This is a genomic window from Streptomyces sp. NPDC060035 (genome assembly GCF_042736635.1).
In the GTDB taxonomy this organism is placed as follows: domain Bacteria; phylum Actinomycetota; class Actinomycetes; order Streptomycetales; family Streptomycetaceae; genus Streptomyces.
In genome coordinates, this window is sequence record NZ_JBHWVO010000036.1 from 1 (window position 1) to 24,217 (window position 24,217).

Here is a 24,217-nt window from a genome sequence, read left to right on the forward strand (position 1 = left end):
TGGCTGCCAACCCGGCCCGTTGTCCTTCCAACCTGCTCATACCAAACCAACGACTCGCCGAGCGGAAAGCCACGAGTTAATGATCTGCACGCCCTTACAGCGCCCCCGCGCGAGCTCGATGGTGTGATCTGGCGGCGCACCTGCGCGGGCAGGGAGCCGTTTAGGCACGAGCGGGCCGGGGCCCTCGCAAAGCTCGGGATGGATTGGGCGGGGCCGGTGACGATCCCCCAGGTTGGCCTCGAACAGCGTCTGATGACTTTCTGCGTCGTGACCGAACCCGCACTGGACAAATTCCTGAAGAACTGCCCCGGCACCACCCACCGGGTACGAGGACTTCGCCCGACGCCGGGCGGGAGCCGATGCCGGGCCGCGCTCCGATCGTCACCACCCGGACGCCGGCTGGCTGGACATGCACTGGCCGATGCCTGCGAAAACGCTAACTACCCGGCCTTCAGTGAGGCGGATGTCCACGCGAACGAGCCCGGTTCCGCATGGCATGCGGAACCGGGCTCGCAGCGTCGGTCAGACCGGATCCGGGCCGTTGGTCTCGGCGATTTCCTCCCGGAGAGCCTTCTGCCTCTTCTTGGAAAGAGAGTCTCCGTTCACGCTGTGCATGCCCCAGGGAATGGGGCATGGCCCTTCGTGCGAGCAGTCCGGGCACAGCGCTTCCACCAGCCGGTCCATCAGTTCTTCATGCTGGGCGGCTGTCGCAAGCAAGGCGATATTCACCTGCCACAGCCTGGGCTCCGTTGTCGTATCAGCGACTTCTGCGTCGGCGTCGCTCATGATGTGGGTCCTCGTTCCGAACTGGGCTAGCGAGCAGGGGTCCAGTGTGCCGCGCGCCGCGGACCTGGACCCGCCCGGGGCGGTACCCCGGGCGGAGGTCAGAACACAGGCCGCGCACCATAGGCAGGGATCAGGGGCTGCAGCCGCAGAAGCTGCCGTAAGTACCCCTCCACACCTCGCCGCGGAACAGGATTCCCCAGGAGTTGTGGTTGGCGCGCCTCATCCAGTTCGGCGCATTGTGCCGGTGCATGGTGCGTGGGTCGTAGTTGCCGTCCCACCACTGCCTGACCCGGTTCTTGGTGCAGTCATACGCCCGGCAATGACGGGCATAGCAGCCACGGGGCGCCTGCTGGGTGGCGTCCCGCTTCGCGTCCTTCACCGCGCCGTCCTTCGTCTTTCCGGAGCCAGCGCCCCAGAGGTGGCCGGTGCAGTGCGAACCCTTGCCCTCGATGTTGCACTTGGCCTTGCACTTCCATTTGCGACCGTCGAGGTCGTTCTGGTTGACCGGGTCACCAGGATAGCCGTAACGGTTGGCTCCACCGCCGTGGACCGGGTCGACAGACAGGAACCGGCCGGTGGTGGAGTTGTAGAGCCGTACACCCATGAGGGTGTGCCCGGTGACGGTTTCGGCGGAGCGCTGCTTGGTGCCCAGCCAGCCGTATCGGGTGGCGGCCTGCCCTGCCCTGGGCGTGCCGTACTCGTCCGTGTCCAGCGCCACGGGGGCCTGGGCCGCGTCCAGGGGAAGCTGCAGGGCGATATCCCCGTGGATCGTGGACAGTTGGAGAACCGTGGAGCCGGTGGCACTGGTCGTCGCGGCAAGACCTCCCGCGAGCGAGGTCAGATTGCGGGTCACCGCGCCGGTCGAGGCGTCTTCGACAACCCAACGCGGGTTGTCGGAGTCGCAGTCGTAGTGGTTGGTCTTCGTAGCGACGTTCGCCCAGGTGCCCGAGGTGTTGGCCTCGACGGTCCACGAGCGCAACCGCAGGGCCGCGTCCATGGCCCACGTCTGGCGCCGGGTGCTGGTCGTCTCCTGACGGGCCATGTCGTTGGCGTAGTAGCCGACGGTCACACTGCCCGGCAACGCTGTGGTGCGGCCGAAGGCGTCGTACGTGTAGCCGGTGGCGTTGAGCCGGTCGGCCGAGTCGTAGGTCGTGGTCGTCGCGGTCCCGCCGCTGGTCGGGCAGTCCACGCCTGCAACCGCCGTGGCCTTCGTGACCGTGGTGCGGTTGGTGCGGGCGTCGAAGCCGTAGGCGCGACGGGTGCAGACCGTGTCGGACGTGTCCTGGACGGTCACCAGACGCCCGGCGGCGTCATACCGGTAGGTCTGGTCGGACCAGCCCGCGTGGCTGGTGGTCTGGTTGTGGACGGACGCGGTCGTGCTGTCGGAGTAGACGACCGCCGAGTCGCTGTCCCGGGTGTACGTGCGGTCGATCGCCGTTCCGATCGAGTCGTTGCGGACGGTCATGGTGTAGCCGCCCGGCAGCTTCTCCGTGAGGAGGCTGCCTTCGGGGTCGTACGTGGCGCTGAACACTCCGGCGACGGAGTCGGTGAGCTTGGTCGCGAGGCCGCGGGGTTCCACGGTGTGGTCGTAGGTGAAGGTGAGAACGGAGGGGACGGTATCGCTGACCTTGGCGGGGCGGTCGAGGAGTTCGTACTCCGTCGTGGTCCTGCCGCCGTCCGCGTCGGTGTAGGAGATCAGGCGGCCGAGGGTGTCGTACGCCTTGGTGATCGTCCCGGCCGTCGGGGAACCGACGGTGAGAACCCGGCCCGTCACGCTGTCGTAGCCGGTGGTGGTGGTGGGGACGGTCTCACCCACTCCGCCGGTCACCACGACCGTGGTGGCGCGGCCCGCGCCGTCGTACGTCGTGGTGGTGGTGCGGGTGACGCCGTTGGCGTTGTTGCTGATCGATGTGGTGTTACCCCAGGCGTCGTACTCATAGGTGCTGGTGGCGAGCTGGCTGGGGTTACTGCCTCCGCCGGTGATGGCCCCGCCGGGACCGATGGAGCACAACAGGTCGGCCCACTCGGGACGTCCCTCGCAGGCGGCGGTGCCCGTGGCGGACCAGTACTTCGTCACACGGGTGGCCGCGTCGGTCCCGGTGGCTCCGGGTGATAGTTCCTTGATCACCTGGCCCTTCGCGTCGTACTCGTAGGTGGTGGTAATGGCCAGGCCACCCGGGTCCTGGATCTTCTTGACCGGCAGGCCCCGGGTCCAGTCGTAGACGGTCTGGGTGGCCCTGGTCTCGCCCTGGACCCCGGGGTGCTCACGGACCTGGGCTCCGACGGTCATCTTGGTGATCTGGTCCTTGACGCCGGCGGTGCCGTCTGTGGGACGGCCCGCGTCGTACTCGTTCACCGTCCAGCCGCGAGCGGTCACGGACGTGCCCGAGGGAACCAGTGTGGTGGTGCCGGACTTCAGGTCCGCGGTGAGGTCGACCCTGCGCAGCGGGGACAGTTCCTCCAGTTCCCGGGTGCCGGCGGCGTCGTACACGGAGCTGGTCGACAGGAGCCTGGCGCGCTCGGCAGAGGTGAGCTGAGCGATGCCGAGGTCGGCCTGGGCGGCTCTGTCCGCGGGTGTGATTCCCAGGGCGACGGCGCGGTTGACCGGAGTGAGATCCCGGACGGTGTTGCCGAACCTGTCGGACTCCGAGGCCGAGATATGGCCGCCGGGTGCCGCAGAGTTCACCGTGCGCCCCGAGACACCGAGGTAGCTGATGTTCGCGCGGGCGTAGGAGGTGGCGGTGAGACCGGCGCCGGTGTTGGACGACGGCACGGCATCCGCCGGGAAGACGGCGGTGGCATCGGTCGGGGCGTCGGTCTGACCCCAGCCCTTCACATCCGCCGCGCCCATCTTGTACGGAGCGCTTGTCCCGGTCAGCGGGACGTCATAGACGAGGGTCGTGGCCGCGGTGCCCTCAAGGGTGCTGGTTGTGCCCTGCTTCAGCGCCGGGCGCGACGACCTGAGCAGCATGCCCTCCCCCGCGGTCGATCCGGTGCCCACCTTGCCGTACGTGAAGGTCCACGGCTGGTCCGTCGTGGACTGGTAGGTGATGACGCGGCCCGCGCTGTCGTAGGCGTACTGCGTCTGCGTGGACTGGGCCAGGAGCGGGTTCCACTCCTGGCGCAGGCGTCCGGCGTCGTCGTACTGGTAGGTGGCCACCGCGCGGGCGGTCGCCGAGGTGTCGGACTTCGCGGAGGCGTACAGCTGAACCTCCTTGACCTGGCCCTGGTAGTCGCCGAAGGCGGTGGCGGTTGCCGTGGTGGCGGTGGCGTAGACGAACTCCAGCACTCGGCAGCCCTTGGCAGTGGGCGTGGCGAGGCAGACGGCGTTGGTGTTCGCCGAGGTCGGGGCCACGATCCGCTTGGGGCGGGCAAGGGTCTTGCCGCCTGTCAGTACGGTCTCGGTCGACATGGTCGTCGTGGAGACGTCTAGCCCTTCGAGGCGTGTAGAGACCACCTGCCAGGTGACGACAGCCGGATCAGGCTTGGCGAACTCGGTCACCACGGCTTCGGAGTCCGACAGCGTGAAGGAGCCGCTGATGCTGCCTTTCAGGATCAGGTCCTGTGAGCCCGGTTCCGGAATCCACCCGGTTCTGCCGGAATTCGCGGTGAAATGGACCTCGGTGTCGTCGGCCTTGACCACGGCGACGGCGGTGTCGGAGATCCTGCGGATGTGTGCGTAGTCGGATTCGGTCAGCTCGGCAGTCGTGCCGGAGACCCACTGGGGGCCGAAAATCGCGGCCTGGCCCTGCTGCTCCGCCCCGGCCTGCGGGGTACGGGAGGACGCGGTCCGGGTCACCGAAAGCCCGTAGTACGAGACGTCGGAGGCGGACAGCGTGTAGTCACCGGTGAGGAGATTCACCGAGCCGGGCCCGATCTCCTCGGCCGCGGCCTCGTCGGCGTCGCGGTCGACGACAACGGTGAGCGGGTTGCTGCTGCCGGACACGGCGGTCGCGCCGGTGAAATCGGCCTTGATCTGCACCGTGCCGTCAGGGTCGACCGTGGTGGCGGCAGTCCAGACCAGCGGAGCGTTCCTGCCGTTCGTCAACGGGACGGGCCAGGCCGTCAGTGGCACACCGCCGGCGGTGACGTGCGCCACCGGGATCGCGATCCAGGCATCCGCCTCGGAGCGTCGCCACGAGAACGACACGGCGTTGTACTTGGCCGCGTCCGCCTCGGCGACGAGCGGCAGGCGCCGTGCGGTGCGCTCGCTGTCAGAGGGCTGGAGGAACCCGCCGGGACCGGCGTTGAAGGTGTACTCGATGGCCTCGGACTTATTGTCCGCCTTGTCCACGCTGCGGACGTACAGGGTATGAGCGCCGTCACGCGGCGGGGTGACGGAGATGGCCTTGGCCGCCGTCGAGCCGCTGGTGGAGACCTTGGTCCAGGTCACATCGTCCAGTGACCACTCCAGCCACTGGTGGTCGGCGGCGGGCGGGGTGACCGTGAAGACACCGGCCTGGCCCGCTCCCTTGACCCACGAGCCCGACGGATAGTCCGTCGAGACGACCCGCGTCGGAGCGGACGGGGCCGAGGTGTCGACGGTGAAGGTCTTCCGCGCCGACCAGCCGAGGTTGTAGTGGACACCGTCGTACGGTGAGGTCCGGAAGGTGTACGTCTTGCCGTTGGCCAGCACACCGGCCGGGACCTTCACTGAGGCGGTCTGCCCCGAAGGGACGTAAGGCGACACCAGGACCTCGCCGACCTGGGTGTCGCTGGTGCCGTCGAAGATCTGGAACGTGCCGTTCACCTTGTCGCCGTTGGGATCGACGAAGGTGTCGCGCAGCGTCGGGGTCACGGTGTTGACGGTGTACGCGCCGGTGTAGGAGAAGTACGGCGGCCCGGCCTCCTGCCTGGTTCCGGTGCGGGGCCGGTAGTTGTAGGTGACGACCAGCGTGGGCGGGTTGGCGGCGTTGTTGGCGGAGTTGATCCGCTTCCACTGTGCGGTGTTCGTCTCGCTGGTGGCGCGCAGACCCATGCCCGAGGTGGCGTTCTTCGCCGAGGCCCATTCCTGGACCAGGGTGGTGACGTCGGCGTTGATCCAGCCGTCAGGGGCGGCGGTGCAGGACGGGTTGCCCTTGGTCTCCGTGGAGGTGGCCTTCTTCGCCGTCCAGGCAGGCTGCGAGGTCCAGCGCGAGGCGGTCGACGCCTTGCCGGCGGACCACACCTCCCAGGGCTGGGCCGTGCAGGTGGTGTTGCCGGAGTGGAAGTTGAACAGGCTCAGCTTCGCGCTGGAGACCAGGGCGTCGGAGATCGGGGCGGTGTTCCAGGTGATGAAGGAACGCGCGGTGCGCGGGGTGCCGTCGCTGTTGGTCGTGCCGGGGTGGCCGAGGTCCAGTTCGGTGTCGGCGGACCAGTCGACGCTCTCGCCCTGCTGGACGTAGGTGTCGAAGACGTTGCCCAGGGCGGAGGTGGAGGGATCCACCGTCACCGGGTACAGCGTGTCGGGGTCGGTGAGGAACTTCGCGTCCGGCGTGAGGACCAGATCGACCGAGCCCTTGCGCTGGACGACCTCCATGCCGACCGCGGCCCGGTTGACGTGCTCGCCGGAGACCTTGTCGACCTTCGCGTCCCACATGACCGGGGCGGGCATGACCGCCCGCTTCTTGTTCTTCCTGTCGGTGAACAGCAGGCTTCCGTCCGCCTGCTGCTTGACCTTCAGGCCCTTGGCCTTCAGCGGCAGCGTGTACGTGTAGCCGTCGACTGTCGGGCGCTTCTGGATTTCGACGAACTGCTCGTAGCCGGTCCGCGTCGCCTCGACGATCACGTCCGCGCCGGGAACAGCCTCGGCGTAGGTAGCTCGGGTGCCGTCGAGCTTCGGGGCGGGCAGGCCCCCCTTCCACTGCAATGTGATCTGCTCGTCGCCCTCGCCGAGAGTCACCAGATCCGTGGCCTGAGCGGCTTGGGCCGTCTTCAGCGATGTGGCGCGGGTGCCGGTCTTGCCGGCGAGCTGCAGCCCTTGAGGGTGAGCCTTGGGCGAGATCGAACCGTCGGAGTCACGGACGAGGTCGAGGTCGACCCCTTTCCACTTGCCTGTTGCCTTGTCCTCGAACCGGATGGGTCCGGCGGTGAGCTCGGTGGTGAGTGAACCGTTCTTGTTGGCCCAGGTCGTCGAAGTCTCCGTGCGCTCGGAGAGGGCCTCGACGCGCTTGCCGGAGAGCCTCGCAGCCACCCTGGCGGAAGGGATGTCCGCAGCCTGAGTCGCCGCCGGGTTCTTCGGGGCGGTGTCCATCCGGGGGGCGTCGGCGAACGCGGTACTCGTCCCGTCGACGAGGGTCACCGCTAAGGCGAGAGCGATACTGCCCGCGATGTGGCGCAGGCTCGCCCCCGACCATGAGCGGCCGCGCTCTTTTGGCGCGGGTATGTGAAGCGTCATCATTCCTCGGTCTCTTGCTGTGCGCATGCCACTTATGTGGTGCAGATATGAAGATAGCGAGGAGAAGAAGGTCGAAAACCGTGGCAATCACATCCAGACCGAGGGAATGCCAAGTGCAAACCTCGCGTGAGGTATCTCACTGACGGAACGTCAGAAAAGTACGTGTTCCCTTGTTCTCGCGCAGTACACCTCCTGTTCGGCGTGAAGTCGGGTTTGCTGCCAGGTATAGGTTCTGGCGAATCTGTGAGGCCGAGGTGCTGCTGGTGGTAATGACCGCCGTGGCGATGAACCGAGGGGTGGGCTGCGTGAAGCGGCAGCGCATATGGGTCACGGCAGCAGTTGGGGCGGCCGGGATCACCGGAACTCTCGTCTATCAGGGTGAGGCCGGTCCGGCTGACAACGCCCCCCGAACGACTTCCAAGGCGGGTCCGGTCGAGACCGGGACACGCTCAGTGCGACTGGCGGCGGGCGCGGACGGATCGGACGCGACCCTGGGCCGTCGTGACACCGAGCCGTTCAGCATGCTGAGCGTGACGTGGACCGACCCCGGCGCACGGATCACTGGTCGTGTCGAGGTCCGTACCCGCGCCATGGGGAGCGGCCGGTGGTCGACGTGGGTGCGGCTGGACGGCGACAGCGGGCAGGGGGAGGACGGCGCCGCGCGCGGGTACGGAGCCGGCGTGGTTCGGCCCGTCCGACGGCGTCGAGGCCCGGGTGAACTCCGGCGGCGGCAGGACGTCGGCCGGACTGCCGCGCGGCCTGCGCCTCGACATGGTGGAGCCCGGCACCGGCGAAGTCGGCTCCGCCATGGAGCCCGCCGCCTTCTCCGTGGAGGAGACCGGCGAGCCGCTCCCGTCGAGCGGCGAGCCAGAGGCGCCGCAGCCCGGCATCTCCGTCCTGGGCACCTACACCGACACCGCGCCCCCGCAGGCCGCCCTGGTCTCCGTGGCACGTCTGGCGGCCTGGAAGCCGGGCCAGTACGGGGTCAGTCCGGCCGGCACCGCGACCCTGACCGCCGGGGATGCGGGCACCAACTACTTCCGCAAGAGCTGGACCAAGGGCGCGCAGCTCACCCTTCCGGCCGTTCACGGCCACCGCGACGGGGTACAACACCCAGTGCCCCGGCGACGCGTTCTACGGTCAACTGGGCACTGTCCGCACCTGGGCCGCAGGATCGGTGAGCAGCCTGACCGTCAAGTCCGTCACCGGTGCCGGACTGGCCGGGAGCGCGTACTACACCAGGGCCGGCGTCACCGTGTCCTGGGCGTCGACCACCCCCGCCGCGCTGGTGAAGCAGTACGAGCTCCTGGTCGACGGGAAGCCGGTCGCCGCCGTCGCCGGCACGGCCGCCTCCGCCAAGGCCACTCTCGCCGCGGGCACCCACAAGGTCGCCGTCCGCGCCACGCACATCTCGGGCAGGACCTCCACCAGCGCCGCCGCGACGGTCGTCGCCGAGACGACCGCCCCGCCCTTCTCCGCCAAGCCCGCCCTGTCCCTGCGCACGGGCACGGTGAACACCACCGCGGTGCCGGTGACCCTGAGCTGGAAGGCCGCCGACAACGCGGCCCTGAAGGAGGTGCGCCTGTCCGTTCCGGCCGCCAGGACGTACGGCCCGACCACGACGAGCGCCGCGCACACGGTCAGGTCCGGCGCCGCGACCGCCTGGTCCCTCGCGGCCCACAACCTGGCGGAGAACACCGCGTCCGCCGGGGTCTCCGCGACGCCGGTGATCCTCCAGGAGAGCTCGGCCGTCAGGACGGGTACCTGGACGTCGAAGTCGTCGACGAGCTACCTGGGCGGCAAGTCGTACTCCAGCTCGACGAAGAACTCCTCGCTCACCTGGACGTTCACCGGCCGCTCCGTCGCCTGGACGGTGTCGCGCGCGGCGACGTCGGGACAGGCGTACGTCTACGTCGACGGGGTGAAGACGGCCACCGTCGACCTCAGGTCGGCGACCACCAAGTACCGCGACGCGCTGTGGACCAAGACGTGGTCCAGCAGTGCCAAGCACACCGTGAAGGTGGTCGTGGCCGGCACCTCGGGCCGTCCCGCCGTCACGGTGGACGGCCTGCTGTACCTCAAATAACCCCAACGCGGCCGTCATCAGCCTTCAAGTAACATCCCCGAACTCCATTCCGGGCCGTCGTGCCGCAAGCCGGCACTCAGCACGCCGCTCTTCCGGGTGACGGCACCCGCGGTACGACGGCCCTGGCGAGGTGCCGTCACCCGGATCCAGACTCAGGGCGCAGAGATGCGGGGCGTGCGGGCGAGAGCGGTCGCAGAGCCAGAAGCCTCGGGCGGTCGCAGAGCGGCCACCTGAGCACGTAGCGCCTCATCGCTGCGCACACCACTGTCGGGTATCCGTCCGCGAACGTCGGGCACTTCGAGGTCCGATCGCTCGCTACTGCACGATAACAACGGTGGATACTAGTCCGTACCGGACGGCCCGATTCCCCGCTGACCGAGCTGGTACGGGCCCGACGCGCGGGACTCGAGCGTCTTGTCGGCGCCTCGGTCAGCCGATGATGGCGACCGGGGCGTCCCAGGCGTTGCGGTCGACGGTGATGGTGTGGCCGCCGCGGGTCTCTTTGCTGTTGGCCTTGTACTGGTGGCCGCGGCTGTGGTCGGTGTAAAGCTTGGGGTCCCAGGGCCAGTCCTTGGTGGTGGTCTCCTGGCCGTTCCACAGGGCGTACCAGAGGTTACCGGGCAGGTCCGTGCGGTCCTTGGCGGTGGCGATCGCCTTGGCGCTGGAAGTACTGAAGCCGTAGAGGCCGCCGCGGTAGGTCTTGGTGCGGAGGGTCTTGGTGAAGGCCCGTACGTAGGTCAGGGTGGCGTTGTTGCAGGTCTTGTCCGCGGTGTCGTAGGACTCCATGTTGAGGTAGATGGGGCTGCCGGGCTTCATGCCGAGCGCCGCGGCCCTGGCGGCAGCGTCGTTGGCGTTGTTCACCCCGACCGAGGCGGCGGTGGCCGCGGTGAACCGCTCCTTGTTGCCGCTCTTCTGGCAGGGCGGCTGAGCGCCGACGTAAAGAGGGATGACCCGCCAGCTGGCCGTGTCGACCGACTTCACCCAGGACCTGGTCAGGTTGGGCTGGGCGCAGCCGCGGTTCTTCCCGCCGATGTAGACCGCGACACCGCTGTAGTACTTGTCCTTCTTCCACGCGCTCATCGCCGCGAGGGAGGGAGCCGTACAGGCGTCGAACGCCCGGCCCGTATATGTCTTCTGGGCCGGCCACGTCGTGGCCGCCATCGAGGTCTGCGCCGCGACCCCGGCACCGGCCACGACGACGACACCTGTCGTTGCGAGAGCGATGTAGCGGCTTTTTCTGGACAACCGGTGCTTCGACATTCCCCGCCCCACAAACATTCAGGCCCCGGGCCCCCGGAGCCCGATCATCATATGTGTAGGCCACGCACTGCCCGCTGCCCCGGCCAGGGTCGCCGACAGTTGTAAGGGCTCCTGACACCGCGGTGGGTCGCGCAGGGGGCCTGAGTACTGTGCCGGGCTGGCCTGGCGGAGCCGGGGCCGGCCCGACGTGCACCCGGCGGATGCGGCCCTGTCGCTGCCACGCGGCCGGCGCAGTGCGGGCATCAAACGCCTCGCGGTCCGCGAGGCGATCCGCTCCTCCTACGGCCAGGCCCTGGAGGCGATCGGGGACCGGTGCGGGCGGGTGCTGGGCAAACGCCGGGCCCAGTCCCTGGTCGTCGAGGCCGCCGCCGATATCGACGCCTTCTACCACCACAAGATCGCACTGCCGTGCACGGCCGACATGCCGCTGGTCATCCAGGTCGACGGCAAGAGCGTGGTGATGCGGCCCGAAGCCCTGCGCGAGGCCACCCGCAGGGCCGCGATCCGCAAGAAGCAGCAGGGCCGCCAGGCCCGGCTCGCGCCGGGCGAGAAGCCGAACCGCAAACGCATGGCGACGATCGCCACCGTCCACGACAGCACCACCGCCAGGCGTCGTCCGCACGACATCGTCCACCCGCCCGAAGGCCGCAGCGGACGGCGCGAGGTGAACCCGGGGCCCAAGGCTGTGAACCGGTGGTGCACCGCCTCGCTGATCCACGATCCCGACGACGTGATCGCCGAAGCCTTCGCCCAGGCCGCCGACCGTGATCCTGGACAGCACCGGCCCTCGCTCGTCCTGGTCGAGGGGCCCGGCACCAACTCGACCTGATCAAGGCCGAAGCCGCCCGCCGGCATGTGAGGGTCGACATCCTGATCGACTTCGTCCACGTCGCAGAGTATGTCTGGAGCGCCGCTCACGCCTTCCATCCCGTCGGCAGCGAGGCCGCCGAGACCTTCGCCGCCGAGAAACTCACCGCGATCCTGCACGGACACGCCGCCCGCGTCGCCGACGAGATGACCACCCAGGCCGCAGAGGGACACCTCACCTCCGCGGAACGCGACACCGTCACCACCAGCGTCAACTACCTCACCGGGCACCTCGACCAGCTGCACTACGACACCGCGCTCGAGGCGGGCTGGCCCATCGCCACCGGCTCGGTCGAGGGTGCCTGCCGGCATCTCATCGGTGACCGCCTCGACATCACCGGCGCCCGCTGGGGCCTCGCCGGTGCCGAAGCCGTCCTCAAACTCCGCGCCGTCCACGCCAACAACGACCTCGACCCCTACCTCGCCTACCACCACACCCGCGAACACCAGGGGTCTGATGCAGGGTTGGGTGACAGGTTGACCTGCCCCACTGTTTGGGTTCCTTCCTCGGTGACTAACGAGCTCGTGCATGGTTGGGGTGAGGGCGTGTTGAGCTTGTAGCTGGCGTTTTGATCACGCGGGCGTGACGGGCAGTGCGAGTGCCTTCGTGCGGTGGGTTGCTTGTTGGTCGGTCAGGAGTCCGGCGACGGCTCGGATGGTGTCGGGCAGGTTGTCTCGTCGGGGCCCTCCAGTTCTTGAGGTGGGCGATGCCGTGTTCGACGGGGATTCTGGCTGAGGAGTGGGCGAAGCGGGCGGCTTCGTGGTGTGCCATCAGACATTGCAGATGTTCGAGGTGTTTGCCGCGGCGCTTGCGTGGTGGGGTGACGACCTGACCGTAGGTTTGCGCCGCGAGGCCCTGATAGCCGGCGTCGGCAAGGATCTGCAGGTCCATGGTGTCGGCGAGCAGGTCGACCAGGCCGGCGTCACGTGCTTGGGTGATGTCGGCGACGGATCCGGCCCGGACCTCGCCGCAGAACAGTGGTCGTCCGCGCTCATCAGTGACGACGAGGGCTTTCATGGCGTTGATGCGGCTCTTGCCGGAGATAAACCGGCTGCGTCCGCCGCGGTGTGCGCCCGGGCGACGGACCCTGATCTCGGTGGCATCCATCAGAGCGGTCTGACCGGTGGCGCCGAGATGGGCGATCACATCGGCAAGCGTGCGAAGTCGCAGGCCGCCCTCAATGCGACATCCGCGGTCGGCGAGCAGAGGCCGGATCTCGCCAACCGCACGGGTGATGGTCGACCGGTCCACCTGAAACCAGCAGGCCAGCACGTCGTGGGTAACGCCGTGCCTCAGATGAACGAGAGTAGCCAGGAGTCGGTCGACGAAGACCAGCTTGTACTTCGCGCCCGCTCCGACCGCACGCCGGCGCGGTCGGTCGAGTAGCTCGGCATCTCTCCGGGCCTGCCACACCGGCCCCAACTCCGCTACCAGATCAGCGATCACAGCCACTGAAAGCCCCGTGACCCGACGCTCCGACATGATCAACCCACGCGCCTGCATCCCCACCACGACCGGCCCAACGAGCCAGCGCTGCCATCGTCACCGCTAACCATGCACGAGGTCGTTAGCGCGGCAGGAAGGTTCCAAGCCCTCCGCCTTCCGGATCGTGCAGGCGGGTGTGGAGAAGGTGCTCCTATTGCTCGTGCCGTAGGCGCAGGCCCTGCGAAGAACAGCCCTCCATCGCGCGGGGCCTGCGCACTCCACCACCCGCCATGGCCGGCCTCGCCGCCATCCGTACAGGCTGACCACCAATACGTCAGAGCGGGGCAACATAGCGCGGGATCCCCGGTTGGCCAAACCGGCGATCCCGCGCATCATCGTTAATCCACCGCCACGACCCTGGGCTGAGAATCACAGTCAGATCGCGCAGCAAACTCCAGTACCCCACCCGCAGTCAACCCCGTGCAACTGACCGCCCATCAGTAAAGTCAGCAAGAGGTCAGCACCCATCCGCAAGGGCTGTTCCAGATCGTCGAGTCTCATGAAGCCCCGCAACCCAGGATTCTCTCTGACCTGCGTCGATGCAGCGCTGAGGGTTCCTGCTACACGTCGCTCTCCCGTCATGCGATCAGGCTGTAACCGCTCGTTCGACCAACGCCAGCGCCCGGTGCGGGAGTTCCCCGCGATGTTCCTCGGCACCACTCAGCCATCGGACGCGCGGGTCACGCCGGAACCACGAGTCCTGGCGGCGCGCGAAGCGTTTGGTGGCGCGTACGGTCTCGGCGCGCGCCTCGTCCTCGGTGCACTCCCCTGCGAGCGCCGCGAGCACCTGCTGATAGCCGAGCGCACGGGAGGCGGTGCGCCCCTCGCGCAGCCCCAGGGCCTCCAGGGCGCGCACCTCCTCCACGAGTCCGGCCGCCCACATCCGGTCCACCCTGACGCTGATCCTCTCGTCGAGTTCCGGGCGCTCGACGTCCACACCGATCTGGACGGCGTCATAGACCGCTTCGTCCCCCGGGAGGTTCGCAGTGAAGGGTTTGCCCGTGATCTCGATGACCTCCAGGGCGCGGACGATGCGGCGTCCGTTACTGGCCAGAATGGCTCGGGCGGCGTCGGGATCCGCTGCGGCGAGGCGGGCGTGCAGCGCGCCGGAGCCATGTTCCGTCAGCTCCTGTTCGAGCCGGCCGCGCACCTCGGGATCCGTACCGGGGAATTCCAGGGCGTCGATCGTGCCCTTCACGTAGAGACCGGAGCCGCCCACCAGAACAGGCGTACGCCCCTCGGCCAGCAGCCGGTCGATCTCCGCGCGGGCGAGGCGCTGGTACTCGGCGACACTGGCGGCCTCGGTGACATCCCAGATGTCCAGCAGATGGTGGGGAATGTCACCACGCTCGGGGACCGTCAGCTTCGCTGTGCCGATGTCCATCCCCCGGTAGAGCTGCATGGAGTCGGCATTGACCACTTCACCACCGAGCTGCTGGGCAAGGAACACCCCCAGATCGGACTTTCCGGCTGCGGTGGGACCGACGACGGTGATGACGCGGGGCGCGGGAGCTGATCTTCTCACCGCGACAGTGTCCCAAACCCGGGGAGGCTTCCCGAACGACTGCGTTTCACACTCCGGGTCCGGACCCGTTGCCCGGTCGGCTCAACCGAACACTCCGCGTCACGCACTTTCCCTCTCACACGAGTAAAATGTGACGACAGTCCCCCAGCACGGAAGGTCACCCATGGGTTTCCTGGACAACCTGAAGGCCAAGCTGGCCCCGGCCAAGGACAAGGTCGGCGACCTCGCGCACCAGCACGGGGGCAAGATCGACCAGGGCCTCGACAAGGCCGCTCGGACAGTCGACCAAAAGACCAAGGGCAAATACAGCGACAAGATCGTGTCCGGCACGCAGAAGGCCAAGGACGCGGTCGACCGCCTGGGTCACAAGAACGAGGGTGGTACGCCGCCTGCACCGCCTGCACCTCCCGCTTCCTGACCCGGGAGTGAACCGCCCCTGAGGGCCCGTGGAGCGCGTGCGCTCCACGGGCCCTCAGGTCTGTCGCCGGCCGTTCCTGGCCCTCCTGCGGATCACGACTTCTTCCTGCGGATCACGACCAGGCGGCAACGGCATAACCCACGCCGTACGGAGCCTCCTCGTACAGCAGGTGCCCTCCGAGCCCGGCCCCCTGCGCCGCACCCGCGAGCACCTGCCACGGCGCCCGGCCCGCCGCCTTCAGCTCGTACGCGAGCGACTCGTCCAGTGAGCCCAGTGAGGCAAGATCCGCGGCGCCCAGCGCACGGGCCACCGCCGTATCGAAGTCGACCGCGCGCTCGTCCAGGTAACCGGGCGCCTTGACCGTGCGGCAGGCGCTGCCGTCACCCATCACCAGCAGGGCCACCCGGTCAGCCCTGGCAGCCAGATCCCGCCCGGCCTGCACGCAGCGGTCGGCAGCCAGCGATTCACCCACCCCGACGGCTTCGACGGGGGCGCCGGCCCACCGGGCGCGGGCCAGCAGCCAGGCGCCGACGGCAAGGGACACCGGGAGCGGGCGTTCGGGAACCGCGGCCCCCGCGGGCACCTCCCCCAGCCGCACAGCGAGGTCGACGCCGAACCCCGCGAAGGAGCCGGGTGAGCCTGCGGGATACGGCCCGCGGGCCTCCGGCTCTGCGGGCCCGACCACGATCAGCAGATCGGGCCGCGCGGCGGCGAGCACCCCCAGTGCGTCGACGCACGCGTCCCTCGCGGCGTCGAGCTCGGGCGCGGCTCCTGCGGCTACCTCGGGGACCAGGAGCGGCGGGCACGGACAGACGGCGGCGGCGACAAGCATGCCGGTCAGCGTACTGCGGCCATCCCGGGCAGCTACCCCGGGCAGCCAACCCGAGCGGTTACCCCGGGGCATCCGCTGCGGTCGTCGCCCGGACAGGCTGCCGTCAGCCGATGCCGCACCCCGGGGCCGCGGCGGCGGGCAGCGGAGCCGGGGCGCCGATGCCGGGCAGACCCAGCATCACTCCGGCCGGCTCGGCGGCAGCCGCCCCGGCGCGCTTGTCCCAGGCATCACCCGACCGGGTGCGCCGTACGCCCAGGGGCGCGCCCTCCGCGAGCAGGTGGTGCGGCGCCGCATAGGAGATCTCGACGGTCACCACATCCCCGGGGCGCACCTCCTGGTCCGGCTTGGTGAAGTGGACCAGGCGATTGTCCGGTGCCCGGCCGGAGAGGCGGTGCGTGGCACCGTCCTTGCGCCCCTCGCCCTCGGCGACCATGACCTCCAGGGTGCGGCCGACCTGCGTCTTGTTCTCCTCCCAGGAGATCTCCTCCTGGAGGGCGGACAGGCGCATGTAGCGCTCCTGGACGACCTCCTTGGGGATCTGGCCCTCCATGTCGGCGGCCGGGGTCCCGGGACGCTTGGAGTACTGGAAGGTGAAGGCGTTCGCGAAGCGCGCCTCGCGCACCGCGTGCATCGTCTGCTCGAAGTCCTCCTCGGTCTCACCCGGGAAGCCCACGATGATGTCGGTGGAGATGGCAGCGTCCGGCATCGCGGCACGCACCTTCTCGATGATCCCGAGGAAGCGGTCCTGACGGTACGAGCGCCGCATCGCCTTCAGGATCGTGTCCGAGCCCGACTGCATCGGCATGTGCAGCTGCGGCATCACGTTCGGCGTCTCGGCCATCGCCGCGATCACGTCGTCCGTGAAGTCGCGCGGGTGGGGCGAGGTGAACCGCACACGCTCCAGACCGTCGATCCCGCCACAGGCGCGCAGCAGCTTGGAGAAGGCCTCGCGGTCACCGATGTCGGAGCCGTACGCGTTCACGTTCTGGCCGAGCAGTGTGATCTCGCTGACGCCCTCGGCCACCAGGGCCTCGATCTCGGCCAGGATGTCGCCGGTACGGCGGTCCTTCTCCTTGCCCCGCAGCGCCGGGACGATACAGAACGTGCAGGTGTTGTTGCAGCCCACGGAGATCGACACCCACGCGGCGTACGCGGACTCGCGACGGGTGGGCAGTGTGGAGGGGAACGCCTCCAGGGACTCGGCGATCTCGATCTGCGCCTCCTCCTGGATGCGCGCACGCTCCAGGAGCACCGGCAGCTTGCCGATGTTGTGCGTACCGAAGACGACGTCCACCCAGGGAGCCCGCCGCACGATGGTGTCGCGGTCCTTCTGCGCGAGGCAGCCACCGACGGCGATCTGCATCCCGGGACGCTTGGTCTTCATCGGGGCGAGGCGGCCGAGGTTGCCGTAGAGCTTGTTGTCGGCGTTCTCACGTACCGCACAGGTGTTGAATACGACGACATCGGCGTCACCGTCGGAGCCCTCCGGGGCACGCACATATCCGGCGTCCTCGAGCAGCCCCGACAAGCGTTCGGAGTCGTGGACGTTCATCTGGCACCCGTAAGTGCGTACCTCGTAGCTCTTCTGGACGTCCACTGCTTCGCTCCGGTTGCCGCTGCTCATGGGACAAGGGTAGGCGGTGACGACGCCCCTCCCGCCGCCGGAGCCTCTGCCCGCCGTCCGGCCTGGCCAGGACGAGGCGCGGCCTGGCAGGATCGCGCCATGCTGCATGCACTGTCCCGATTCGGCCGACGCCGCACCCTTCAGGGGGGCGCTGCCGCCGCTGTCGTTCTCGGGCTGCTGCTGTGGTGGGTCCTTCCGCTCGGGGAGCCGGAGCCGAGCGGATCGCTGACCTTCTCCACCGGCGTACGCAGCGGGGTCTACCAGCGCTACGGGCAGCGCCTCGAGGGCGCGCTGGCCAAGGACATGCCCAAGGTGTCGATACAGCTGCAGAACAGCGAGGGGTCGCAGCAGAACATCGAACGGGTCGCAACGGGGAAGGCGGACTTCACCATCGCCACCGCCGATGCCGTCACCACCTATCTGCAGAGCGGCAAACCCGGTGGCGCACGGCTGCGCGGCTGCGTCCGGCTGTACGACGACTACGTCCAGCTGATCGTGCCCAGGGACTCGAAGGTCCAGAAGGTCGCCGATCTGCGGGGCAAGCGGGTGGGCGTGGGCCAGAAGGGATCCGGGGTGCGCCTGGTCGCCGACCGGCTGATGACAGCGGCGGGCGTCGACCCGGCCGAGGACATCACTCCGGTCCCCGCCGGTATCGACACGATGCCCGCCAGGCTGATGGACGGCCGGCTGGACGCCTTCTTCTGGTCGGGCGGCCTGCCGACCGGCGCGGTGCAGGAACTCTCGGAGCAGTTCGCCATCCGGCTGGTACCGCTGGAGGGCCCACTGGTCACCGAGCTCCAGTCAGCCGGTGGGTCCACCCGCCACTACCGCTCGGCCGTGATGCCCGCCGACGCCTATCTTCACGCGCAACAGGGGCAGACCGTGCAGACGGTCGCGGTCGCCAATCTGCTGATCACAACGGATCGCACGGACCCGCTGATGACCCAGGCATTCACCCGGACCGTGATCGACAGCCGGGACCGGATAGGCCGCGAGGTGCACGCGGCGCAACTGGTGGACCTGCGGACCGCGATCTACACCGATCCGCTGCCACTGCACGAAGGCGCCAAGCGTTACTACCGCTCGGCCAAGCCCTGAACCCTCCGTATCAAACGTGCGGAAGGTTGCGCGGCACGCTGAGTGTCACCCGCAGACCGTGCGGTTCGTGCTTGTCGTAGCCCACGGTCCCGCCGCCTGCGGCGAGCAGCACCTGGGCGATGGAGAGCCCCAGGCCCGATCCCTTGACGTTCTGGTGCCGGTTGCTGCGCCAGAACCGGTCACCGATGCGCTCCAGCTCCTGCTCGGTCAGCCCGGGCCCGCGGTCGGCGACGACGACCGTGGCAACCGCGCCGTCGGAGACGACGGTGACCCTGACCTCCTCGCCCTCCGGGGTGAACTTCAGCGCGTTGTCGACGACGGCGTCCAAGGCGCTGGAGAGCGCGATCGGGTCGGCCCAGCCGGTCACGGCGGACGCACCGTCCAGCACCAGCCGTACGCCCTTGTCCTCGGCCAGCGGACGCCAGGAGGCGACGCGCTCGCCGGTGAGCGCCCCGATGTCCGTGAGCTGGAGGTCCGCTGCGGCGTGCTCGGCCAGCGCCAGATCCAGCAGATCGTCCAGGACGTGGGCCAGGCGCTTGCCCTCCGTGCGCACCGAGGCGATCTCCTCGTTGCCCTCGGGGAGTTCGAGCGCGAGAAGCTCGATCCGCAACAGCAGAGCGGCCAGGGGGTTGCGCAACTGGTGCGAGGCATCGGCGACGAAGGCGCGCTGCTGCTCCAGCACGTCCTCGACGTTGTCGGCCATCTCGTTGAACGAGCGTGCCAGGCGCCTGAGCTCCGGCGGTCCTCCGGACGCGACGACCCGGGATCTCATCCGGCCGCTGGCGATGTCGTGGGTCGCCGCGTCCAGAATCCGTACGGGCAGCAGCACCCAACCGGTGAGCCGGAACGCGGCGCCGACCGCCACCAGCATCGCCACGGCCTCGCCGAGAGCGATCAGCAGCCAGCCCCGAAGGGTCCGGGACCGCATCTCGCCGGTGGGCGAGTCAGTCACCACGACAGCGACCACGTCGCCGTCACGCACCACGGGCGAGGCGACGACGACCCGGCCGTTCTGCCACGGCCATACCTGGGGCGGGTCATGGGAACGGCGGCCGAGCAGGGCCTCCTCGAACGCCTCACGCCCCTCCCCCCCGACGGGCAGGGCCCAGGAGGCAGGGGCCTTCGCGAGGGCCCTGTCGTCCCGGTAGAAGACGCCCGCTCTGATCCCGTACACCGAGTCGTAGGCCTCGAGTTCGGTCTGGAGGATCCGCTGCCGATCGTCGTTGCCCCCGACGGGCTCGCCGACGAACTGGGCGAGTGCGGCGAAGCGCGCGGTGTCGTCGATCCGGTCGATGACGACCCGCTGCTGTTCGGCGGCGGCCACCCGCACGGCCAGCGGAAAGCCCAACGCGAGCAGCACGGCGGCCATCAGGACGATGAGCAGGGGAAGCAGACGGGTACGCACCGGAAACGTTCGCCCCTACGCGGACGGCGGAACGAGCCGGTAGCCGACGCCCCGCACGGTCTCGATCAGTGCGGGAAGCCGCAGCTTGGAGCGCAGTGACGCGACATGCACTTCGAGCGTGCGCCCCGTCCCCTCCCAGCTGGTCCGCCATACCTCACTGATGATCTGCTCCCGGCGGAAGACCACACCGGGACGCTGTGCGAGCAGCGCGAGGAGGTCGAACTCCTTGCGCGTGAGCTGGACCTCATTGCCGTCGACGCTGACCCTGCGGGTCGGCAGCTCGATGTGCACGGGGCCGATCCGCAGTGCCGCGAGGGGGGTTTGCCCGGTGTCCTCGCCGGACGACCCGCGCCGGGCGACCGCGTGGATCCGGGCAAGGAGCTCGCCGGTGTCGTAAGGCTTGACGACATAGTCGTCCGCGCCGAGATTGAGGCCGTGGATCCGTGAGCGTACGTCTGCACGCGCGGTCACCATGATCACCGGGATCGCCGAGCGCTTGCGGATCTTCCCGCACACCTCGTAGCCGTCCTGGTCGGGCAGCCCGAGGTCGAGGAGTACGACCCCGAAGGGCTCCTTGTCCGCAGGCAGCAGCGCCTGCAGGGCTTCCTCGCCGTTGCGGGCGTGCACGACCTGGAATCCGTGCCGCGCGAGCACGGCGGACAGGGCCGCCGCGACGTGGTCGTCGTCCTCGACGAGCAGCAGTCTCATGGCCCCCCTCTCCGCTTCCCGACATTTCGGGACGATTGAAAACAATGTGTGATGTTGTGCAGGTGTTCCGCCCTGCGGACCTTCTCGTACAGCGACGATTCACGTCATCCCGTACCAGGGCATCCACTCCGATGACGGGTATGCGAGTCAAGACCCAGCCCGTTACCACCGGGTTTCCGTTACCCACCCGGTACTCCGACGTGCGCTTCAGGGCGTCCCGTTCACACGGAGTGTCCGGTTGCAGCCGGATCGTTATCCTCAATTTCCGCTCAGATGTAATGACGCTGGTAGCACTGCGTCATTAGGGTCTTTCCCTAACCGAGGAGGACGGAGCAAAAAGCCGATGAGCGGAGTTTCAGTGACCAAGGCCGCCGAGGATGCCGCACCTGCGGGAGACGACCTTGTCGTACTGAGCAACGTCAACAAGCACTTCGGCGCGCTGCATGTGCTCCAGGACATCGACCTGACCATCGCCCGTGGCGAGGTCGTCGTCGTCATCGGGCCCTCCGGGTCCGGGAAGTCCACGCTGTGCCGCACGATCAACCGCTTGGAGACGATCGACTCAGGCGCGATCATGATCGACGGCAAGCCGCTGCCCCAGGAGGGCAAGGAGCTGGCCAAGCTGCGCGCCGACGTCGGCATGGTCTTCCAGTCGTTCAATCTCTTCGCGCACAAGACGGTGCTCGAGAACGTGATGCTGGGCCAGCTCAAGGTCCGCAGGATGGACAAAGCGGTCGCAGAGGACAAGGCACGTTCGCTGCTCGACCGGGTGGGCGTGGCCACGCAGGCCGACAAGTACCCTTCGCAGCTCTCCGGCGGTCAGCAGCAACGCGTCGCCATCGCTCGTGCGTTGGCGATGGACCCCAAGGTCATGCTGTTCGACGAGCCGACGTCCGCGCTCGACCCGGAGATGATCAATGAGGTGCTGGAGGTCATGCAGCAGCTCGCCCGGGACGGAATGACCATGGTCGTCGTCACCCACGAGATGGGCTTCGCCAGGTCGGCGGCCAACCGGGTCGTCTTCATGGCGGACGGAAAGATCGTCGAAGAGGCAGTGCCCGACCAGTTCTTCAGCAACCCGCGCAGCGACCGGGCCAAGGACTTCCTGTCGAAGATCCTTCACCACTGATCCCGTACGACTGTTCTCCGGACCAGCTGAACACTCACATCGCGTCAACCCAGGGAATTTCACCATGCAGCTTCGTAAGATCACCGCCGCCTCGGCCGCCGTGCTCGCGCTCGCCCTCACCGCCACCGCCTGTGGTTCCGAAGACAAGGGCGACGCCGCGGGCTCCGGCGGCGGCAAGAAGATCACGATCGGTATCAAGATCGACCAGCCCGGCATCGGTCTGAAGACGCCCGAGGGCAAGTACACCGGTTTCGATGTCGATGTCGCCACGTACGTCGCCAAGGAGCTCGGCTTCGACGCCAAGAACATCGTCTTCAAGGAGACGAAGAGCGCCGACCGCGAGACCGCGATCGAGCGAGGCGACGTGAAGTTCATCGCCGCCTCCTACTCGATCAACGACGAGCGCCTGCAGAAGGTCGACTTCGCCGGCCCCTACCTGCTGGCGCACCAGGACATCCTGGTCCGCGCCGATGACGTCTCGATCAAGTCCCCGGCGGACCTGAACTCGAAGAACCTCTGCTCCGTCACCGGTTCGACCTCTGCGGCGAACGTCAAGGAGAAGCTCGCCCCGAAGGCGCAGCTGCAGGAGTACGGCGGCTACTCCGAGTGCCTGACCGGCCTGGAGAACGAGGCCGTCGACGCGCTGACGACCGATGACTCCATCCTGGCCGGCTTCGCCGCGCAGGCCCAGTTCCAGGGCAAGTTCAAGCTGGCCGGCTTCAAGATGAGCAACGAGAACTACGGCATCGGCCTGAAGAAGGGCGACGCCGACCTCAAGAAGAAGATCGACGCCGCGCTCACCAAGATGGTCTCGGACGGTTCGTGGGACAAGGCGGTCGAGGCCAACTTCGGCCCGGCCAACTACAAGAACGAGAAGGCGCCGGAGATCGGCAACATCGTCAAGTAAGACCCCCATTGCGGGCGGTCCGAAGCTGGGCCGATGAGGTGCGCCGCCGTCGAGGCGGCGCACCGAGCCCTCCCCACACGCGGAAGCACGGGAGATCGTGTTCGACTTTCTTGAGCCCTACGACCTACTGGGGGCCTTCTGGGTGACGGTGAAACTCACCGTCTACTCCGCCCTCGGTGCCCTCATATGGGGAACGCTGCTGGCCGGCATGCGGGTCGGCCCGGTCCCCCTGATGCGCGGTTTCGGAACCGCCTACGTGAACATTGTCCGCAACATCCCGCTGACCGTGATCATCGTCTTCGCGTCGCTGGGCCTCTTCCAGACGCTCAGGATCACCTTCGGGTCCGACGACTTCAAGGTCATCAACTTCCGGCTCGCGGTACTCGCGCTCTCCCTCTACACCGCCGCCTTCGTCTGCGAGGCGCTGCGCTCGGGTATCAACACGGTGCCCGCGGGCCAGGCCGAGGCCGCCCGCGCACTCGGGCTGAGCTTCACCCAGGTGCTGCGGCTGATCATCCTCCCGCAGGCGTTCCGCTCGGTCGTCAATCCGCTGGCCAATGTGCTGATCGCATTGACCAAGAACACCACCGTCGCCGCGGCGATCGGTGTCGTCGAGGCCGCGTCGCTCATGAAGACCATCATCGAAGCAGAGGCTCAACTGATTCTGATCTCTGCCGTCTTCGCGTTCGGATTCATCTGCCTCACCCTCCCGACCGGGCTTGTCCTCGGCTGGGTGAGCAAGAAGGTGGCGGTGAAGCGATGACATCCGTCCTCTTCGACGCACAGGGGCCCCGCGCCAAGCGGCGCAACGTCCTGTACTCCGTCCTCTTCCTGATCGCCTTCGCCGGCGTGCTGTGGTGGGTCTACGACGGTCTGAACTCGAAGCACCAGCTGGACTGGGTGAAGTGGGAGCCGTTCTTCACGAGTTCCCTGCCGTGGCAGACGTACCTCTGGCCCGGGCTCCAGAACACGCTCAAGGCCGCGTTCTTCGCCCTGCTGATCGCTCTGCCGCTCGGAGCGCTGTTCGGTATCGGCCGGCTCTCCGACCACCGTTGGATGCGGATGCCGTCCGGCATCGTCGTGGAGTTCTTCCGCGCCATCCCGGTGCTGATCCTGATGATCGCCGCGAACGCCGCGTACTCGGAGTTCACGACCATCAGCAGTGACGTGCGTCCGCTGTACGCCGTCGTCACGGGTCTCGTGCTGTACAACGCATCGGTCCTCGCGGAAATCGTGCGGGCGGGGATCCTGTCCCTCCCGCAGGGGCAGACGGATGCCGCCAAGGCGATCGGCATGCGCAAGGGCCAGACCATGCGGTACGTGCTGCTGCCGCAGTCGGTCACCGCCATGCTGCCTGCGATCGTCAGCCAGATCGTCGTCATCGTGAAGGACACCGCACTCGGCGGTGCGGTGCTCACCTTCCCCGAGCTGCTCGCATCGGTCCGTCCGATGAGCGCGAACTACGGTGCGAACACCATCGCGTGCTTCACCATCGTCGCGCTGATCTACATCGTGGTGAACTTCGCACTCACCTCGTTCGCGAGCTGGCTCGAAGGCAGGCTGCGCCGCGCGAAGAAGAGCACTGGCGCAGTGGTCGGCGCCGCGCCGGACGGCGGTCTGGCGACCATCGAGGCACCGCCGGTCAAGTCGGACGGCACACGCAAGGTCTGACGGATCGTCGGTCAGAAATCACTGGGGGGCGCCGGCGCA

At 68.2% G+C, this 24,217-nt stretch carries 15 protein-coding genes and 2 pseudogenes; 8 read left to right on the forward strand and 9 right to left on the reverse strand.

The window, feature by feature from the left end; translation table 11 throughout:
- Positions 1-522 precede the first annotated feature (522 nt).
- Together ACFWBQ_RS34455 and ACFWBQ_RS34460 are read right to left on the reverse strand one after the other, a co-directional pair.
- Entirely contained in the window at positions 523-786 is a 264-nt protein-coding gene (locus tag ACFWBQ_RS34455) for a hypothetical protein (RefSeq protein WP_385506473.1), read from the reverse strand.
- 130 nt (positions 787-916) lie between these two features.
- The gene (locus ACFWBQ_RS34460) at positions 917-7,162 is read right to left on the reverse strand and encodes a DNRLRE domain-containing protein (RefSeq protein WP_385506475.1); all 6,246 of its coding nucleotides are present in this window, start codon (positions 7,160-7,162) and stop codon (positions 917-919) included.
- Between the two features lie 521 nt (positions 7,163-7,683).
- Here ACFWBQ_RS34460 and ACFWBQ_RS34465 point away from each other — a divergent pair.
- Positions 7,684-9,248, forward strand: a pseudogene (locus ACFWBQ_RS34465) (N-acetylmuramoyl-L-alanine amidase).
- Positions 9,249-9,677: 429 nt separating this feature from the next.
- On the opposite strand, the gene ACFWBQ_RS34470 reads toward ACFWBQ_RS34465, so the two are convergent.
- Positions 9,678-10,508 carry a glycoside hydrolase domain-containing protein gene (locus ACFWBQ_RS34470; protein WP_385506477.1) on the reverse strand — a complete coding sequence of 277 codons (831 nt, stop codon included), beginning with the start codon at positions 10,506-10,508 and terminating at the stop codon, positions 9,678-9,680.
- A 136-nt stretch (positions 10,509-10,644) separates the two neighbouring features.
- Between ACFWBQ_RS34470 and ACFWBQ_RS34475 the strand changes: the two are divergent.
- Positions 10,645-11,825 (forward strand): annotated as a pseudogene (locus tag ACFWBQ_RS34475) (ISKra4 family transposase); the annotation flags it as partial.
- Between the two features lie 64 nt (positions 11,826-11,889).
- On the opposite strand, the gene ACFWBQ_RS34480 reads toward ACFWBQ_RS34475, so the two are convergent.
- Positions 11,890-12,879 carry a transposase family protein gene (locus ACFWBQ_RS34480; protein ID WP_385506598.1) on the reverse strand — a complete coding sequence of 330 codons (990 nt, stop codon included), beginning with the start codon at positions 12,877-12,879 and terminating at the stop codon, positions 11,890-11,892.
- Between the two features lie 568 nt (positions 12,880-13,447).
- Entirely contained in the window at positions 13,448-14,386 is a 939-nt protein-coding gene (miaA, locus tag ACFWBQ_RS34485; RefSeq protein WP_385506479.1) for a tRNA (adenosine(37)-N6)-dimethylallyltransferase MiaA, read from the reverse strand.
- Positions 14,387-14,549: 163 nt separating this feature from the next.
- On the opposite strand from miaA, the gene ACFWBQ_RS34490 reads away from it, so the two are divergent.
- A complete protein-coding gene (locus tag ACFWBQ_RS34490; protein WP_385506481.1) occupies positions 14,550-14,804 on the forward strand; it encodes an antitoxin in 255 nt (84 codons plus the stop codon).
- A gap of 112 nt (positions 14,805-14,916) precedes the next feature.
- Here the strand turns inward: ACFWBQ_RS34490 and ACFWBQ_RS34495 are convergent, their stop codons facing one another.
- Together ACFWBQ_RS34495 and miaB are read right to left on the reverse strand one after the other, a co-directional pair.
- Positions 14,917-15,636: a class III extradiol dioxygenase subunit B-like domain-containing protein gene (locus ACFWBQ_RS34495; RefSeq protein ID WP_385506483.1), complete on the reverse strand. Its 720-nt coding sequence runs from the start codon at positions 15,634-15,636 to the stop codon at positions 14,917-14,919.
- A gap of 103 nt (positions 15,637-15,739) precedes the next feature.
- On the reverse strand, positions 15,740-17,260 hold the full coding sequence (gene miaB / locus ACFWBQ_RS34500; protein ID WP_385506485.1) for a tRNA (N6-isopentenyl adenosine(37)-C2)-methylthiotransferase MiaB: 1,521 nt from the start codon (positions 17,258-17,260) through the stop codon (positions 15,740-15,742).
- Positions 17,261-17,359: 99 nt separating this feature from the next.
- On the opposite strand from miaB, the gene ACFWBQ_RS34505 reads away from it, so the two are divergent.
- Positions 17,360-18,358, forward strand: a complete 999-nt coding sequence (locus ACFWBQ_RS34505) for a TAXI family TRAP transporter solute-binding subunit (RefSeq protein ID WP_385506488.1) — start codon at positions 17,360-17,362, stop codon at positions 18,356-18,358.
- A 10-nt stretch (positions 18,359-18,368) separates the two neighbouring features.
- Here the strand turns inward: ACFWBQ_RS34505 and ACFWBQ_RS34510 are convergent, their stop codons facing one another.
- On the reverse strand, positions 18,369-19,763 hold the full coding sequence (locus ACFWBQ_RS34510) for a sensor histidine kinase (protein ID WP_385506491.1): 1,395 nt from the start codon (positions 19,761-19,763) through the stop codon (positions 18,369-18,371).
- Between the two features lie 15 nt (positions 19,764-19,778).
- Positions 19,779-20,471, reverse strand: a complete 693-nt coding sequence (locus ACFWBQ_RS34515; protein WP_385506493.1) for a response regulator transcription factor — start codon at positions 20,469-20,471, stop codon at positions 19,779-19,781.
- 343 nt (positions 20,472-20,814) lie between these two features.
- Here ACFWBQ_RS34515 and ACFWBQ_RS34520 point away from each other — a divergent pair, with 343 nt between their 5' ends.
- The 4 genes from ACFWBQ_RS34520 to ACFWBQ_RS34535 all read left to right on the forward strand — a co-directional run bounded on the left by ACFWBQ_RS34520 (position 20,815) and on the right by ACFWBQ_RS34535 (position 24,178).
- The gene (locus ACFWBQ_RS34520; RefSeq protein WP_385506494.1) at positions 20,815-21,600 is read left to right on the forward strand and encodes an amino acid ABC transporter ATP-binding protein; all 786 of its coding nucleotides are present in this window, start codon (positions 20,815-20,817) and stop codon (positions 21,598-21,600) included.
- A 64-nt stretch (positions 21,601-21,664) separates the two neighbouring features.
- Complete coding sequence (locus ACFWBQ_RS34525; protein WP_385506496.1) at positions 21,665-22,507, forward strand: glutamate ABC transporter substrate-binding protein; 843 nt, start codon at positions 21,665-21,667, stop codon at positions 22,505-22,507.
- Positions 22,508-22,604: 97 nt separating this feature from the next.
- Positions 22,605-23,270: an amino acid ABC transporter permease gene (locus ACFWBQ_RS34530; RefSeq protein WP_385506498.1), complete on the forward strand. Its 666-nt coding sequence runs from the start codon at positions 22,605-22,607 to the stop codon at positions 23,268-23,270.
- Positions 23,267-24,178: an amino acid ABC transporter permease gene (locus tag ACFWBQ_RS34535; protein WP_385506500.1), complete on the forward strand. Its 912-nt coding sequence runs from the start codon at positions 23,267-23,269 to the stop codon at positions 24,176-24,178. Before ACFWBQ_RS34530 ends, ACFWBQ_RS34535 begins: the two co-directional genes overlap by 4 nt.
- Positions 24,179-24,217 lie beyond the last annotated feature (39 nt).

What these genes read in the sequence shown, in the direction of transcription:
- ACFWBQ_RS34460 (WP_385506475.1), bottom strand. Translation starts at nt 7,162, where the DNA reads ATGACGCTTCACATACCCGCGCCAAAAGAGCGCGGCCGCTCATGGTCG.
- ACFWBQ_RS34525 (WP_385506496.1), top strand. Translation starts at nt 21,665, where the DNA reads ATGCAGCTTCGTAAGATCACCGCCGCCTCGGCCGCCGTGCTCGCGCTC.
- ACFWBQ_RS34505 (WP_385506488.1), top strand. Translation starts at nt 17,360, where the DNA reads ATGCTGCATGCACTGTCCCGATTCGGCCGACGCCGCACCCTTCAGGGG.
- ACFWBQ_RS34515 (WP_385506493.1), bottom strand. Translation starts at nt 20,471, where the DNA reads ATGAGACTGCTGCTCGTCGAGGACGACGACCACGTCGCGGCGGCCCTG.
- ACFWBQ_RS34470 (WP_385506477.1), bottom strand. Translation starts at nt 10,508, where the DNA reads ATGTCGAAGCACCGGTTGTCCAGAAAAAGCCGCTACATCGCTCTCGCA.
- ACFWBQ_RS34535 (WP_385506500.1), top strand. Translation starts at nt 23,267, where the DNA reads ATGACATCCGTCCTCTTCGACGCACAGGGGCCCCGCGCCAAGCGGCGC.
- ACFWBQ_RS34490 (WP_385506481.1), top strand. Translation starts at nt 14,550, where the DNA reads ATGGGTTTCCTGGACAACCTGAAGGCCAAGCTGGCCCCGGCCAAGGAC.
- ACFWBQ_RS34520 (WP_385506494.1), top strand. Translation starts at nt 20,815, where the DNA reads ATGAGCGGAGTTTCAGTGACCAAGGCCGCCGAGGATGCCGCACCTGCG.
- miaB (WP_385506485.1), bottom strand. Translation starts at nt 17,260, where the DNA reads ATGAGCAGCGGCAACCGGAGCGAAGCAGTGGACGTCCAGAAGAGCTAC.
- ACFWBQ_RS34480 (WP_385506598.1), bottom strand. Translation starts at nt 12,879, where the DNA reads ATGCAGGCGCGTGGGTTGATCATGTCGGAGCGTCGGGTCACGGGGCTT.
- ACFWBQ_RS34495 (WP_385506483.1), bottom strand. Translation starts at nt 15,636, where the DNA reads ATGCTTGTCGCCGCCGCCGTCTGTCCGTGCCCGCCGCTCCTGGTCCCC.
- ACFWBQ_RS34455 (WP_385506473.1), bottom strand. Translation starts at nt 786, where the DNA reads ATGAGCGACGCCGACGCAGAAGTCGCTGATACGACAACGGAGCCCAGG.